This is a genomic window from Brevundimonas variabilis, assembly GCF_014199945.1.
In the GTDB taxonomy this organism is placed as follows: Bacteria; Pseudomonadota; Alphaproteobacteria; order Caulobacterales; family Caulobacteraceae; genus Brevundimonas; species Brevundimonas variabilis.
The window spans coordinates 758,254-772,164 of sequence record NZ_JACHOR010000001.1 but is presented as its reverse complement, the minus strand read 5'-3'; the positions used below and the strand labels follow the sequence as shown (position 1 = coordinate 772,164).

The 13,911-nt window shown below is 66.7% G+C and carries 12 protein-coding genes and 1 pseudogene; 5 read left to right on the top strand and 8 right to left on the bottom strand.

All coding sequences use genetic code 11. The features are described 5' to 3' along the window. Positions 1-20: 20 nt before the first annotated feature. The 3 genes and pseudogenes from GGR13_RS03735 to GGR13_RS03725 all read left to right on the top strand — a co-directional run. A pseudogene (locus GGR13_RS03735) lies at positions 21-965 on the top strand (ATP-binding protein); the annotation flags it as partial. A 72-nt stretch (positions 966-1,037) separates the two neighbouring features. Then, positions 1,038-2,597, top strand: a complete 1,560-nt coding sequence (locus tag GGR13_RS03730) for a response regulator (RefSeq protein ID WP_183212090.1) — start codon at positions 1,038-1,040, stop codon at positions 2,595-2,597. A gap of 36 nt (positions 2,598-2,633) precedes the next feature. Next, positions 2,634-4,382, top strand: coding sequence for an AmpG family muropeptide MFS transporter (locus GGR13_RS03725; protein WP_183212089.1), 1,749 nt, complete (start codon positions 2,634-2,636; stop codon positions 4,380-4,382). A 63-nt stretch (positions 4,383-4,445) separates the two neighbouring features. Here GGR13_RS03725 and GGR13_RS03720 read toward each other — a convergent pair whose 3' ends face one another. Beyond that, positions 4,446-6,722 carry an NADP-dependent malic enzyme gene (locus tag GGR13_RS03720; RefSeq protein WP_183212088.1) on the bottom strand — a complete coding sequence of 759 codons (2,277 nt, stop codon included), beginning with the start codon at positions 6,720-6,722 and terminating at the stop codon, positions 4,446-4,448. Positions 6,723-6,878: 156 nt separating this feature from the next. On the opposite strand from GGR13_RS03720, the gene GGR13_RS03715 reads away from it, so the two are divergent. Continuing rightward, complete coding sequence (locus tag GGR13_RS03715) at positions 6,879-7,250, top strand: hypothetical protein (protein WP_183212087.1); 372 nt, start codon at positions 6,879-6,881, stop codon at positions 7,248-7,250. A 22-nt stretch (positions 7,251-7,272) separates the two neighbouring features. Here the strand turns inward: GGR13_RS03715 and GGR13_RS03710 are convergent, their stop codons facing one another. Further along, positions 7,273-7,767 carry an outer membrane protein gene (locus GGR13_RS03710; RefSeq protein ID WP_221230382.1) on the bottom strand — a complete coding sequence of 165 codons (495 nt, stop codon included), beginning with the start codon at positions 7,765-7,767 and terminating at the stop codon, positions 7,273-7,275. 209 nt (positions 7,768-7,976) lie between these two features. Then, a complete protein-coding gene (locus GGR13_RS03705; protein ID WP_183212086.1) occupies positions 7,977-8,849 on the bottom strand; it encodes an ATP-grasp domain-containing protein in 873 nt (290 codons plus the stop codon). Between the two features lie 100 nt (positions 8,850-8,949). On the opposite strand from GGR13_RS03705, the gene GGR13_RS03700 reads away from it, so the two are divergent. Beyond that, positions 8,950-9,957: an adenosine kinase gene (locus GGR13_RS03700; RefSeq protein ID WP_183212085.1), complete on the top strand. Its 1,008-nt coding sequence runs from the start codon at positions 8,950-8,952 to the stop codon at positions 9,955-9,957. A gap of 7 nt (positions 9,958-9,964) precedes the next feature. Here the strand turns inward: GGR13_RS03700 and GGR13_RS03695 are convergent, their stop codons facing one another. The 5 genes from GGR13_RS03695 to gpmA all read right to left on the bottom strand — a co-directional run bounded on the left by GGR13_RS03695 (position 9,965) and on the right by gpmA (position 13,822). Further along, positions 9,965-10,594, bottom strand: coding sequence for a MarR family winged helix-turn-helix transcriptional regulator (locus GGR13_RS03695; RefSeq protein ID WP_183212084.1), 630 nt, complete (start codon positions 10,592-10,594; stop codon positions 9,965-9,967). 268 nt (positions 10,595-10,862) lie between these two features. Continuing rightward, entirely contained in the window at positions 10,863-11,540 is a 678-nt protein-coding gene (locus GGR13_RS03690) for an inner membrane-spanning protein YciB (RefSeq protein WP_343060288.1), read from the bottom strand. 4 nt (positions 11,541-11,544) lie between these two features. Continuing rightward, the gene (gene ftsY, locus GGR13_RS03685; protein WP_183212083.1) at positions 11,545-12,483 is read right to left on the bottom strand and encodes a signal recognition particle-docking protein FtsY; all 939 of its coding nucleotides are present in this window, start codon (positions 12,481-12,483) and stop codon (positions 11,545-11,547) included. Then, positions 12,480-13,112, bottom strand: a complete 633-nt coding sequence (locus GGR13_RS03680; RefSeq protein ID WP_343060287.1) for a bifunctional diaminohydroxyphosphoribosylaminopyrimidine deaminase/5-amino-6-(5-phosphoribosylamino)uracil reductase RibD — start codon at positions 13,110-13,112, stop codon at positions 12,480-12,482. Before GGR13_RS03680 ends, ftsY begins: the two co-directional genes overlap by 4 nt. Beyond that, positions 13,109-13,822, bottom strand: coding sequence for a 2,3-diphosphoglycerate-dependent phosphoglycerate mutase (gene gpmA, locus GGR13_RS03675; RefSeq protein WP_183212082.1), 714 nt, complete (start codon positions 13,820-13,822; stop codon positions 13,109-13,111). The genes GGR13_RS03680 and gpmA overlap by 4 nt, the downstream gene beginning before the upstream one ends. Positions 13,823-13,911: the final 89 nt, after the last annotated feature.

The following is a 13,911-nucleotide window of genomic DNA, read 5'->3' as shown; positions in this document are numbered from 1 at the left end:
GAATTTTGGGTTGTTAAAGAAATAACCTGCTGTTCGTCGGTCCTCCAGGGTCGGGCAAGTCCATGATGGCCGCGCGCCTGCCTGGACTGCTGCCGCCCCTGACCCCGCAGGAACTGCTGGAAACCTCGATGGTCTGGTCGGTTGCGGGGCTGATCGACAAGGGGGCCCTGACCCGTGACCGCCCGTTTCGCGCGCCGCATCATTCGGCGTCCATGGCGGCGCTGACCGGCGGCGGGCACCGGGCCAAGCCGGGCGAGGCCTCGCTCGCCCACAATGGTGTGCTGTTTCTGGATGAGTTGCCGGAATACAGTGCCCAGGCGCTCGACAGCCTGCGTGCCCCGCTCGAAACCGGCGAGATCGTGGTGGCACGGGCCAATGCCCATGTCCGCTACCCCGCACGGTTCCAGCTCATCGCCGCCATGAATCCCTGTCGCTGCGGACTGGGTGGGGGCGGAAAGGGGGCTTGCGGCAAGGCCCCTCGATGCCAGCGCGATTATCAGAACCGGATTTCCGGCCCGATGTTCGACCGGATCGACCTCACCGTGGAGACACCCGCCGTGACCGCTGCCGATATGGCCCTGCCTCCGCCCCTGGAAGGCACCGCCGAGGCCTCTGCGCGGGTCGCGGTCGCCCGGGCCATGCAGGAAGGGCGGGTGCGCGAGGCCGGGCTGGATCCTGTGCAGGCCCTGAACGCCCGGGCGTCCGGAGAGGCGCTGGAGCGGTTCGCGACCCCCGACGAGGCCGGGCGTGCCCTGCTGATGCGGGCGGGCGAGGCGGGTGGTCTGACGGCGCGCGGCTGGACCCGCACGCTTCGCCTCGCCCGCACCATTGCCGACCTCGAGGGTTCAACGGGTGTCCTGCGCCGTCACATCGCAGAGGCCCTGATCTATCGGCGTACAACTGTTGGCGCAGAGGCCTCCTTCGATCGGCAAGTCTCTTCACGAAGCCCCGCCGCATCATGGTGAGAGGACACGCCATTCCCGGGATGAACCCTCCTTAAAGGTTTATCAGCCATAGGCTTCCTCGAGGGAGACGTCATGGCTCGAACAGGGACGGGACGGGCGAAAGCGCCTGCGGCGGAACGATCAGCCGCCGTGCCAGAGCGGCTGGCGGGCGGCGCCGATCCGTTCCTGCGACTCATGAGCCATGAAATGCGCACGCCCCTGAACGGGGTGATCGGCATGCTCGGCCTGCTGACACGAACACGGCTGGATGGCGCCCAGCGTGCCTATGCCGAAGCGGCACGGGACTCGGCCGAGCATCTTCTGGGCCTGGTCAACGATCTGCTGGACTATGCCCGGCTGGAGGCCGGCAAGCTCGAGTTCGATCCGGGCCCGACCGACCTTGAGGGTCTGGTACGCGGCGTGACCGAACTGCTGAGCCCGCGTGCCCACGAGAAGGGCCTGGAAATCGTCTGGGCCGTGGCCGCCGACGCGCCGGACATCCTCGCGGACGAGGGCCGGTTGCGTCAGGTGCTGTTCAATCTCGCGGGCAATGCCGTCAAATTCACAGTGGCCGGCGGCGTGTGCATCACCGTTGAGCGGGCTGGCGGTACGGCCAGCCGACCCCGACTGGCCTTCATCGTCGATGACACGGGGCCCGGGATCCCGCCCGAGGCCCGGGAGCGGATCTTCGAGGAGTTCGGTCACGTGGATGCGACCGATGCCACCCAGTTCGGCGGAGCCGGGCTTGGGCTTGCCGTGGTGCGGAAACTGGCCGATGCCATGGGCGGCACGGTCTCGGTCGCGGACAGGCCCGGCGCATCGGGCTCGCGCTTCCGCTTCGAGGCTCCCTTTGCTGTCGCAACGGACATGGCTCCGCGTGCCGGGACCCTGGATGGGGTCAGGATTGCGGTGCAGTCACCCGACGCCATGGTGACACGGGCGGCCAAGGCCCAGATCGTGGCCAGCGGTGGCGTGGTCGATGACATGGCCACAATCACCCTCGTCGACCACGCCCGGGCGGCCATTGACGGAACCGATCTGGTCGCGCCGCCGGCTCTGGGTCGGGGAATCGTGCTGCTGAAGCCGTCGGAACGGGAGCTGATCGCCCGTTATCGGTCCAGTGGCTTCCATGGCTATCTGATCAAGCCCCTGCGTCGGGCGTCGCTGTCCGAACGCGTTCTGGCGGCCAGTCAGGCCGGAACGGCAGGGCAATCCAGTCGCGTGACGCCGGCCGAGGACGATCGGGTCCTGCCGGTGAGGTTCGCGGGAACCCGGGTCCTGCTGGCTGAGGACAATCCGGTCGGGGCCCTGCTGGCACGGACCCTCCTGCGCCGCGAGGGCTGTGTGGTCGAAACGGCTGCTACGGGCGAGGAAGCGGTCGCCGCCATGAAGCGGGCCCGCTATGATCTGGTCTTCATGGACATGCGGATGCCGGGCATGGATGGCCCCGCCGCGACCCGGCTGATCCGTGCCGGCGGAGACCGGACCCCGATCGTGGCCCTGACCGCCAATGCCTTTGCCGAGGACCGGAAGCTGTGTCTCGACGCGGGCATGAACGACCATCTGACCAAGCCGCTCGAACCCGACGCCCTGCGATCGGCGCTCAGCCGCTGGACAGGAAGCGAACGCCTCGCCAAGGTCGCCAACGCATAGACGACGCCGGGGGGCGTCCCCGGAGACGCCGATCGAATGACTGAAACGACGACTGCAAACCCGGCACCGAAACGCGGGCTGGCGGGTCTCGCCGTTTATGGCGAGCGGCGCGTCTTCATCATGCTGCTGCTGGGGTTCTCGGCCGGCCTGCCGAACCTTCTGATCTTCGACACCCTGTCGGCCTGGCTGCGGGAAAGCGGCGTGACGCTCGAGGTCATCGGCTTCTTCGCCCTCGCGACGCTCAGCTATTCGCTTAAATTCGTCTGGGCGCCGCTGATCGACCGGACGCGGATTCCCTTGCTGTCCCGCTTCCTCGGGCACCGTAGATCATGGATGCTGGTGACGCAGGCCATCGTCATTCTGGGGCTGTGGCTCATCGCCGGGCTCAACCCTGTGAACGCGCTGGGGACCGTGGCCCTCTTTGCCGTGATGGTCGGCTTTGCTGGCGCGACCCAGGACATCGTCATCGACGCCTGGCGGATCGAGGTCGCGGACGACAGCCGCCATGGGGTGATGGCGGCGTCCTATCAGCTTGGCTACCGGGTTGCGATCATCGTTGCCGGAGCCGTGCCGCTGGTTCTGGCCGAGCTCTACAACTGGAACCTCTCCTATGGCGTGATGGCAGCCCTGATGGGTATCGGCATTGCCGCGACCCTGTTCGCCCCGCGCGAAACTGCGCACACCCTGCGCGCCATCCCGGTCGGGGACATCCCGTCGCGACCCGCGATCGAGATCGTGGAATGGATTGCCCGGCTTCTCGTGATCGCGGCCGCGGCCCTGATCGTGGGAACCGGCCTGACCGGCCAGCTTGATCTTGCCGGTGGTGCCATGCGGGGCATCGGCCTGTCCCAGGCCGGTTTCGACAGTCTCAAGGCCGCGTGGGAGGCCAAGCCCGGCGGCGTCTTCCTTCAGGTCGGCTCGGTCTTCATCGGGCTGGCGCTTCTGGTCCTGGCCTGCTGGCCCGTTCCGGGCGCGCGCACGCGTCCGGGGGCCTATCTGGCGGGGTCGTTCGGGGAGCCCGTGCGCGACTTCTATCGCCGCTTTTCGGGCGTTGCCACGCTGATCCTTGCCCTGATCTGCGTCTATCGACTGGCCGATTTTGTCCTGAACATCATGAATCCCTTTTACCTCGATCTGGGGTTCACCAAGACCGAACTGGCCGAAGTGCGCAAAGTGTTCGGTGTCATCGCGACCACGGCCGGCGTCCTCGTCGGCGGATGGTCGGTGGCGCGCCTCGGCCTGATCCGGACCATGGTCATCGGGGCCTTCATGAGCCCGATCTCGAACCTCGTGTTCGCCTGGCTGGCGACACAGGGCCCGACGCTGAGCGCGCTGTTCGTCGCCATCGGGATCGATAACGTCGCCACTGGTTACGCCGGGACAGCCCTGATCGCCTATATGTCGAGCCTGACCTCTGTCGGCTTCACGGCCACCCAGTATGCCCTCTTCAGCTCGCTGTATGCCCTGCCCGGAAAGCTGATCGCCTCGCAGTCAGGCCGGATCGTCGAGGCCTCGGCCAGGGCGGCCGAAGTCGGCGGACCGTTCGCGCCCTTGACGGCGCTGTTTTCGCGTCTGCCGGAGGGATCGCTTGTGCAGGGTGCCGCGACCAGTGGCGTGAGCCCTGCAGCGCTGGGCGCAGGCTATGTCGTCTTCTTCCTTTATTCGACAGTGATCGGAATCTTTGCGATCGTGCTGGCGTTTGTCGTTGCTCGCAAGCAGACCGCGATCGAGGCCATCGGCCGAGATGCCGTCACCGCCGGTGAGGCCGAAGCCCGACCCTCCTGATGCCGGCCATTCCGGCGAAAACTAGAAGGGACCGACGTGTGAACACGCCGGGCCCTTCGGCCCTTAGCTGCTGACATCCACCCCGTCATAGGCCGCAAAGGTCGCGGCTGTGATGATCTCGGATACCGAGGCGTTCAGGTTGACGATCTGGACCGATTTCTCCAGCCCGACCAGCAGGGGCCCGATCACGGTGGCTCCGCCGAGCGCCTGCACCAGACGGGTCGAGATCGAGGCCGAGTGGATGGCGGGCATGACCAGCACATTGGCGTCCTTCGACAGGCGCATGAACGGATAGTTGGCCCGGGCCCCGGGATCGAGGGCCAGTTCGGGCGGCATCTCGCCCTCGTATTCGAAGTCGACGCCGCGCTGGTCCAGGATGCGGATCGCCTCGCGGACCTTCTCGCCCCGGTCGCCCGGAGGGTTGCCGAAGGTCGAATAGCTGAGGAAGGCCACCCGGGGCGTGCGCCCAAGACGCCGCACTGCCGCGGCAGCCTGAATGGCGATTTCGGCCAGTTCGACCGCATCTGGCAATTCGTGGATCGAGGTGTCTGCGACGAACAGGGTCCGCCCCTTGGCCAGCAGGATCGACAGGCCGATCAGCCGGTCCTCGACCTCCAGAACCCGCCGGACCTCCTTCAGCACCATGTTGAAGTTCCGGGTGCTGCCCGTGACCATGGCCTCGGCATCGCCCCGCGCGACCATGGCAGCGGCAAAATAGTTGCGGTCCTGGTTGATCATCCGCTGCACGTCGCGGCGCAGATAGCCCCGGCGCTGCAGCTTGGCGTACAGGAAGTCGGTGTATTCGAGGTTCTTGTCGCTGATGCGCGCGTTGACGATCTCGATCCCCAGGGCGTCGAAATCCAGGCCGGCCTCGGCGGCATTCTTGCGGATCAGGTCCTCGCGACCCAGCAGGATCGGCGTGCCCAGATCGGCCTGTTTGAAGCCCCAGGCCGCACGGATGACGGCGGATTCCTCGCCCTCGGCGAACACGACCCGCTTGTTGGGGGCTGCCCGCACGGAGGATGCAATCTTCTGCATCAGGGCGGCGGACGGATCGACCCGCTCGCGCAGCTGGGTGCGATAGGCGTCCATGTCGGTGATCTGCACCCGTGCCACGCCTGTATCCATGGCGGCCTGGGCCACGAACGGCGGAATGTACCAGATCAGGCGCGGATCGAAAGGGGTCGGGATGATGTAGTCAGGCCCGAATTTCAGCTTGCGACCCGAATAGGCGGCCGCGACCTCGTCCGGCACATCCTCGCGCGCCAGCATGGCCAGGGCCTGGGCGCAGGCGATCTTCATCTCGTGATTGACGCGCCGGGCCCGCACATCCAGCGCGCCGCGGAAGATGTAGGGGAAGCCCAGGACATTGTTGACCTGGTTCACATAGTCGGACCGGCCGGTGGCGATGATGGCGTCGGAACGGACAGACAGCACATCCTCGGGCGTGATCTCCGGGTCCGGATTGGCCATGGCGAAGATGATCGGTCGTGGAGCCATGGACGCCACCATCTCCTTGGTGATCGCGCCCTTGGCCGACAGGCCGAGCACTACATCCGCCCCCACCATGGCCTCGGCCAGGGTGCGGTGGGGCGTGTCGGTGGCATGGGCGGCCTTCCACTGGTCGATGTTCTCGCGGCCGCGATAGACGACGCCGTCCCGGTCGACGATCACGGTGTTTTCGGCCCGCACCCCGACGGCCTTCATCAGGGCGATCGAGGACAGGCCCGCGGCCCCGGCCCCGGCCAGCACGACCTTGATATCCTCGAGCTTCTTGCCGGTGATGTGGCAGGCGTTGATCAGGCCGGCGGTGGAGATGATTGCTGTGCCGTGCTGGTCGTCATGGAAGACGGGGATGTCCAGCAGGTCCTGCAGCTCGCTCTCGATCACGAAACATTCGGGGGACTTGATGTCCTCCAGATTGATCCCGCCCCAGGTGTCGCCGATGTTCTTGACGACGGTGATGAACTCGTCGGAATCGGTGGTCTTGACCTCGACATCGAAGCTGTCGACGTCGGCGAAGCGTTTGAAGAGCACGCATTTGCCCTCCATCACCGGCTTGGAGGCCATATGTCCCAGATTGCCCAGACCCAGGATGGCCGTGCCGTTCGAGATCACCGCGACCAGATTGCCCTTGGCCGTATAGTCATAGGCCTTGTCCACATCCTCGGCGATCGCCAGCACCGGAATGGCCACGCCCGGGGAATAGGCCAGCGACAGGTCCCGCTGGGTCGCCATCGCCTTGGTCGGCGCCATCGAAATCTTGCCTGGCGTCGGCAACTGATGGAAATCCAGCGCGTCCTGGTCGGAAAACGTCTGTTTGTCGGTCTGATCGGGCATGGGTCGGCTTTTCGGTCTGGGGGCCCCCTGTTCCTAGAGGGCTCGTGACCGGGGGACAACCGTGTCCGCCCCTGGGTGTCGGACGTCGGGCGCCGCGACCGCTTGTCGAACACTCCGATTTCATGAAGGATCGGCGTTCTTTCGAGGAGGCGTGACATGACGAACAAGCTGATCCTGGCGCTCCTGCTGGCGACGCTGGCGGGCACAGCGGCTGCTCAAGCCCCGGCGATGACGGTCCGCCAGTTCGTGGACATCGCCGGTTCCACACCGCGCAATCCCCTGTCCCTGATGCGGCCGTCGGTCCGTCGGGCCTGGGACACGATGGAAGGATCCATCAACGCCGCCCGCGCCGAAGAGGCCCAGGCTCGTGCGTCGCGCCAGACGCCGCCCTTCTGCATTCCGGGGACGACCAATATCTCGCCCAACGACTTCATCGCCCGCATGCGCGCGGTTCCCCCGGCGCAACAGGACCAGTCCGTGAACCGGGCCGTGCGCAGCTGGATGGTCGAACGGTTCCCTTGTCGTTGAAGCCAGGTTCAGGGAGCCAGCCCTAAAACTGTCTCACGAAACTCAGTGAGGCCTCCACGACTTCTGGTCGATAGTCGACCCGCGTTGCATCGGCCTGCGCGGGGACCAGGGACAAGGACAGAGTTTCGAATTCCGTAAATCCCGCATCGCCGCGGACCGTCCAACGGTCATTGAGCCGGAATTCAAGAGATGCGCCATAGCGCGCACCGAGGAGGACCCGGTTGCCGCTGCCGTTCGTGGTTGTTTCCGTAAGGTTTACGGGGAAGGGGAGGATCGGCCTGATCGGGGCGCCCAGCCTGATCGTCGCCGTTCCATCGATGACTGTGGTCTGGGAGATGTCCAGCCTGGCGGTGGTTGCTGCAATGCCTGCAGTTCCGAAGACCGAGAACCGATCTGTAAGCTGGAAGCCCAGCCTTCCTTGCAGTGCTGTCAAATCGTCGATCTGTGTCGATGCAAGGACGGTGTCGGTCAGTTCTCGAATTGTGACGTTGCCGATGGACCCGATGCCGTTGGGCACCGCGGGCCCTGTGACCGGACCAAGACTGAAGGATCCATTCAGGTTTGACCGGGAATGCCTCGCTTCGAAGGCCCATCTGACTCGCCCGCGCTGGAAATCAAATCCCGCAAGGATCGTTCCGGTCTTGCTGCTGGCCGTGTCGACATCCGTGCCCGTTTCTACATCTGCCGAACTTGGCTCGTTGGCGCGATTGCCGGAGCCGTTTTGTCTCAGCCCAACCGCTTCTGGACCGCCCGGACGAACGCCGCGCCGCGGTCAGGGGCGCTGGCGAGGTAGAAGTCCGGTTCGATCAGCTCGGCCTCCATCAGCAGCCACCGACCGGTGCCGTTGGGCACCATGTCGATCCGGGCATAGAGAAGGGCCTCGTCGATGGCCTCCAGCACCTGTGCAGCCAATGCCAGGGCGGCGGCCGGGGGATCGGCGACGGGGGTGTAGAGGCCGCCGAACTGGACCTGGATGCGGAAATCGCCGGGCACGGGCCGTTTGTTGACCGCATGGCTGAACCGTCCGCCGAAGAACAGCAGCGACAGTTCGCCCTCGCTGGCGATGGTCGGCAGATAGGGCTGGATCATCGCGCGCCCGACGGGGGGCTCGATCAGCGGTTGGCCCGGGGACAGGCGCAGGGTGCGGAAGGCCCCGGCCGAGACCACCGGCTTGACGATGACCTGTTCGCTTCCGAACTCGGCAAAGGCAGCGTTGATGTCTGCCAGGGTGACGTCCTTGCACCACCGCGTGGCAGCGATCGGGACGCCCCGGTCCTGTAGGCGACCCAGATAGGCCTTGTCGGAATTCCACCCCAGCACCGAGGCCGGATTGGCGATGGCGATACCCGCCTCGGCCCAGCCCTGTGTGGCAGCCAGCCACCGGGCGTGGTCGCGGTGATAGCCCCAAGCGATGACAGCAAGGACCAGCGGATAGTCCGTCAGCGCCGTCGCATCCTCGACATGGTCGGTCCAGGGTGTCGGTTCGAGCGTGATGCCCTCTGCCGCCATGGCCTCGCTCAGCCGCGCCAGCACGCCGGGCCACTGGCCGGCATAGGAGGCATCGTGGGGGTCTGGGGTCAGGACGGCGATGCGGGTCATGAGGGCGCTATAGGCCAGGCGGCGGGCCTTGGCCACAAACCCATAAGGCGATCCTTATGCGATCGGGTGACACCGGGCGTCCGGTCGGCTAAGGCGGGGCATGACCCAGACCTCTGATACCCGTTTCGATCTCTGCGCCGTCGGCAATGCCATCGTCGATGTGCTGGCCCCCTGCGATGACGCCTTCCTGACCGCCCAGGGCCTGACGCCCGGCTCGATGTCCCTGGTCGACGAAGACCAGAGCGCAGCCCTGTATGATGCGATGGCTGCGGGCGTGGAGGCTTCCGGCGGCTCGGCCGGCAATACGGTCGCCGGAGTCGGATCGTTCGGGGGGCGCGCGGCCTATGTCGGCAAGGTGGCTCCGGACACCCTAGGCCAGGTTTTCACCCACGACATCCGCGCCGCAGGCGTGGCCTTCGACACGCCGGTGCTGGAGGGCGGGGCCGGAACGGGCCGCTGCCTGATCAACGTCACGCCGGACGGTCAACGCACCATGTCCACCTTCCTGGGGGCCGCGAACCAGCTGGGCGTCGGAGATATCGACGCGGCCCTGATCGGCGACAGCGCCATCGTCTATCTGGAAGGCTATCTGTTCGACCCGGCCCCGGCCCGTGCGGCGTTCGAGGCCGCCGCCGCCGCGGCCCACGCGGCCGGACGCAAGGTCGCCATCACCCTGTCGGACACTTTCGTCGTTGCCCGCTGGCGCGCCGAGCTGCTGGCCTTCATCGCGGCCTCGGCAGACATCGTCCTGGCCAACGAGAGCGAACTGGCCGCGCTGTTCGAGACCGAGGACTTCGACGCCGCTGCCGCTCAACTGGCCGCCATCGTCGAAATCGCCGCCATCACGCGTGGCGAGCATGGCTCGGTGATCGTGTCGGGGGATCAGCGGATCGCGGTCGCCGCCGTGCCCGTGGACAAGGTCGTCGACACGACCGGGGCCGGCGATCAGTATGCCGCCGGTTTCCTGCTGGGCGTCGCGCGGGGCCTGACGCTGGAACAGGCGGGTCAGCTGGGATCGCTGGCGGCATCGGAAGTCATCGCCCACTGGGGCCCGCGGCCGATGGTCAGCCTTGCGGACCTCGCGAGCGAAAAAGGCCTGACGCTCTAGTTGGACGCTAGGCTGCGTCGACCTTGGCTTTCGGTGCCTTGGTCGATGCGGCCTTTTCGCCCGTGGCCTTGGCCTTCTTGGGCTTCTTCTCGACCGTCGCCTTGCGCGCGGACTTCTCGGCCTTCTTGGCCTCCTTCAGCGCCTTGCGGGCCGCCTTGGCGTCAGCCTTCGCCTGATCGGGCGCCGCGTCTGCAGCCGAGGCCAGGTCGCACAGAAGGTCGAGGAAATTCTCGCGCTTGGCCTTGGGCACCAGCGCCATGATCCGCTTGTCGGCCGCGGCGACCCGGGGCCGTGCCGCCTCGAGCAGGGCCTGACCCTCGGGGGAGAGACGCACCGCCTTTGCGCGCGCATCGATTACCGAGCGTTCGCGCGACAGCAGGCCCTTGGTCGTCATGCGGGCCACGAGATCGGCCAGGGTCGAGCGGTCGATGCCGGTGGCGCGGACCAGATCGGTCTGGGTCAGGCCTTCCTTCACCGAGACAGCCTCCATCACGGCATACTGGCGCTGGGTCGGACCGTCGGGGCCGGCCTCCTCGGCATAGATGTCCAGGGACAGCTGCAGCACCCGGTGCATCAGATGGCTGGGCGAATCCGCCAGCGACCCCGCGCGGCGTGCCTGTTTGCCTGACTTGACCATGATTCAACTCGCCCCGTGCCGTGGACGGAGCATTAACAGCGAGGCTTTACGGTTTGACGACAGTATGTTTGGCCTATCGCCCTTAAGGCTACATGAGGCCGTGGTCGATGGTCTGAAGGGTTTTGCGCTGCTTGAGGCGTTCCCTAGGGCCTACCGCGCGTTGCGCTGCTTGAGGCCGTTTCCTAGGGCCTACCGCGCTTTGCGCTGTTTGAGGTCGTTGCTTGGGGCCTACCGCGCTTTGCGCTGCTCGAGGCCAGGCAGGTTTGATCTAGGGCAGGGTCTCGGGTTCGATCGGGGCGAGGACGTCGGGTTTTTCGTCCGAGACCATGTTGCGCATGATCAGCGGCACCTGGCACAGGCCGAACACGGACGAGGCGATCCACAGCACACCCCGGAAACTGACCCAGACGTCGGCCGGGTCCATGGAGGACCCGATCCTCTCGGTCGCCAGCGTCATCAGGGCCTCGTTGCGGATCACCTCGTTGGTCAGGGCCACGCAGGCGAAATACAGGCCGTAGCGCACGGTCAGGATCCGCCAGGCCCGGTCGTTCACGGGAATGACCGTGCCCAGCAGGGCCTTCAGCGGCTGTTTGCCGAGCCAGGCTCCCCCCAGCAGGGCGACGGCCAGGCTGGCATTCAGCACCGTGACCTTCAGCTTCACGAACAGGTCGTCGTTGAAAACCAGCGTCAGTACGCCAAAGACCAGAGCGAACCCGCCGACCAGCAGGGGCATCAGGGCAAGCCGCTTCTCGACCAGCAGACCCACAGTGATAGCCACCACCGAGCCGCCGACCAGTCCCCAGGTGGCGTGCACCAGCGCCTGATCCCCCGGTACGCCACGCACGCGGAAGAACAGGAAGACGGCGGCAAAGGCGGCCAGTGCGCCGAAGTCGACCACCTGGCGGATCCAGGCGGGATGGCGGGTCGGTGCGGTTTCGGTGCTCACGATCTCAGTCCTCGAGCCCGACCAGCGACCGGGCAAAGGCCCGCGCGTCGAACGGTTGCAGGTCCTCGACCCCTTCGCCCACCCCGATCAGCTTGATCGGAGCATCCGACGCCTGGGCCACGGGCACAAGGACGCCGCCCCTGGCCGTACCGTCCAGCTTGGTCATGACCAGTCCGGACACATAGGCGGTGCGGCCAAAGATCTGTTCCTGGGCCAGGGCATTGCGGCCGACGGTCGCGTCCAGCACCAGCAGGGTCTCATGCGGGGCCTCCGGATCGATCTTCTTCAGCACCCGAACGATCTTGAGCAATTCGTCCATGAGGGCGGACTTGTTCTGCAGCCGTCCGGCGGTATCGATCAGCACGACGTCGAAATTCTCGGCCCTTGCCCGGGTAAAGGCATCGAAGGCCAGCCCTGCGGGATCGGCCCCGTCACGACGGCTCTCGAAATCGGCACCGGCCCGCTCGGCCCAGACCTTGAGCTGTTCGCGGGCGGCAGCGCGAAAGGTATCGGCGGCCACCACCATGACCTTGGCCCCGCGGGCCGTCAGGTCCGACGCGATCTTGCCCAGGGTCGTGGTCTTGCCCGAGCCATTGACCCCGACAAACAGGACGACGAACGGCTTGATGCCCGACCCCAGCGGATCGAACGACGCCTGCCGTGGCAGGAGTTCGGCGGCGACGGCGTCGGCCAGGGCTTCCTTGACCTCGCGGGCATCGGACGTCTTGCCGAACCGCAGGGCCCGGAACCGCTCGACGATCCGGCCCGTGGCTGCAGGGCCGAGGTCGCTTTCGAGCAGATGTTCCTCCAGCCGCTCGAGCGCCGCCTCGTCCAGCGGTTCCTTGACGAAGGTCGAGACGACGGTTTCGGTCATCTGCTGGCTGGATCGTGCCAGCCCGGCGCTCAGCCGCTTGAACCAGCCGGTCTTGGGGGTATCGGTCATGCCGTCAGAAGGCCCTGTTCACGCAGGGCCTCGGCCAGTTCGCCCGGGCCGGTCCACAGACGGGTATAGCCGGCTTCGCCCAGTCGCTGCAGCTCGGTCACCAGGTCGGCGCGGGGAGAGGCTGCAAACCGGGCATCGAAGCCCACACCGTCCTCGCTGATCCGGACCATCGGCCGGCCGGTCTCCATCCGGTGCAGGAACCCTTCGGCCAGGACGGAGGCGCGGTCGCCCAGCAGTCCCGTCTCGACCGTCAACCCGGCCTGGACCAGACGTTCGGTACCCCGTCCGGCCGCAAACGGCGACGGGTCCAGACAGGCCACCACCACCCGGGCGACGCCGGCCTCGGCCAGGAAATGCGCACAGGACCGCCGGCCGGACGACCGCGCGCCGCACGGCTCCAGGGTCACATAGGCGGTGGCACCCACAACGTCGGGTCCGGCAGCGGGTACGGCCTGTTCCTCGGCATGGGGCCGCCCGCCGGCAGCGGTTGCCGCCTCGGACAGCACCCGGCCATCCTTGACAATGACACAGCCCACGGCTGGGTTGGGCCAGGTCTCGCCCATGGCCCCCAGTGCCAGATCGATGGCGCGCGCCATGAAGCCGGCGTCGGTGTCGGGAGCGGTCGTCACGCGAGGGCCGGCAGGGCGGTGGCCCGCCCCTCGTCCAGATAGCGGGCAGCGGTTGGCTTCAGATTCGCGTCCAGATCAATCTCCAGCGGATTGCCGGTCGGGATTTCCACCTCGACGATGCGGTCGTCGGGCACGGCAAAAAGATGTTTGACGATGGCCCGGAGGGAGTTGCCGTGCGCCACGATCAGAACATCCTCCCCGGCCTTCAGGCGCGGCGCGATCGAGGCATCCCAGTAGGGGAGAACGCGGTCCAGCGTGGTCTTCAGGCTCTCGGTGTCCGGGATGGGCTGGCCGGCATACAGCGGATCCTGGGCGAAATCCCATGCGTTGCCGCGCTCCATGGGCGGTGGCGGAATGTCGTAGCTGCGACGCCAGACACGAACCTGGTCTTCACCGTGCTTTTCCGCCGTCTCGGCCTTGTTGAGCCCGGTCAGGCCGCCGTAATGCCGCTCGTTCAGCCGCCAGTCCTCGACAATGGGAATGTCGGACAGTCCCGCAGCCTGCAGGGCCAGGGCTCCGGTCCGGCGGGCCCGCTTCAGGACCGAGGTGAACATGACGGCCGGCCGGAACCCGGCCTGCGCAATCCGCTCGCCACCCAGTCTGGCCTCGGCCTCGCCCTGGGCTGTCAGGTCGACATCGACCCAGCCGGTGAAGCGGTTTTCGAGGTTCCACTGGCTCTGGCCATGGCGAAGCAGGATCAATCGAGGCACGGGCGTCTCCGCAGACAGTCTCAGAGCCCTCTCGCCTATGCCGCACCTGCGAGGGGGTCAAGTTCGGCGGGGCCCGCGTCAGCCGATTG

What these genes read in the sequence shown, in the direction of transcription:
- GGR13_RS03730 (WP_183212090.1), top strand. Translation starts at nt 1,038, where the DNA reads ATGGCTCGAACAGGGACGGGACGGGCGAAAGCGCCTGCGGCGGAACGA.
- GGR13_RS03725 (WP_183212089.1), top strand. Translation starts at nt 2,634, where the DNA reads ATGACTGAAACGACGACTGCAAACCCGGCACCGAAACGCGGGCTGGCG.
- GGR13_RS03720 (WP_183212088.1), bottom strand. Translation starts at nt 6,722, where the DNA reads ATGCCCGATCAGACCGACAAACAGACGTTTTCCGACCAGGACGCGCTG.
- GGR13_RS03715 (WP_183212087.1), top strand. Translation starts at nt 6,879, where the DNA reads ATGACGAACAAGCTGATCCTGGCGCTCCTGCTGGCGACGCTGGCGGGC.
- GGR13_RS03705 (WP_183212086.1), bottom strand. Translation starts at nt 8,849, where the DNA reads ATGACCCGCATCGCCGTCCTGACCCCAGACCCCCACGATGCCTCCTAT.
- GGR13_RS03700 (WP_183212085.1), top strand. Translation starts at nt 8,950, where the DNA reads ATGACCCAGACCTCTGATACCCGTTTCGATCTCTGCGCCGTCGGCAAT.
- GGR13_RS03695 (WP_183212084.1), bottom strand. Translation starts at nt 10,594, where the DNA reads ATGGTCAAGTCAGGCAAACAGGCACGCCGCGCGGGGTCGCTGGCGGAT.
- ftsY (WP_183212083.1), bottom strand. Translation starts at nt 12,483, where the DNA reads ATGACCGATACCCCCAAGACCGGCTGGTTCAAGCGGCTGAGCGCCGGG.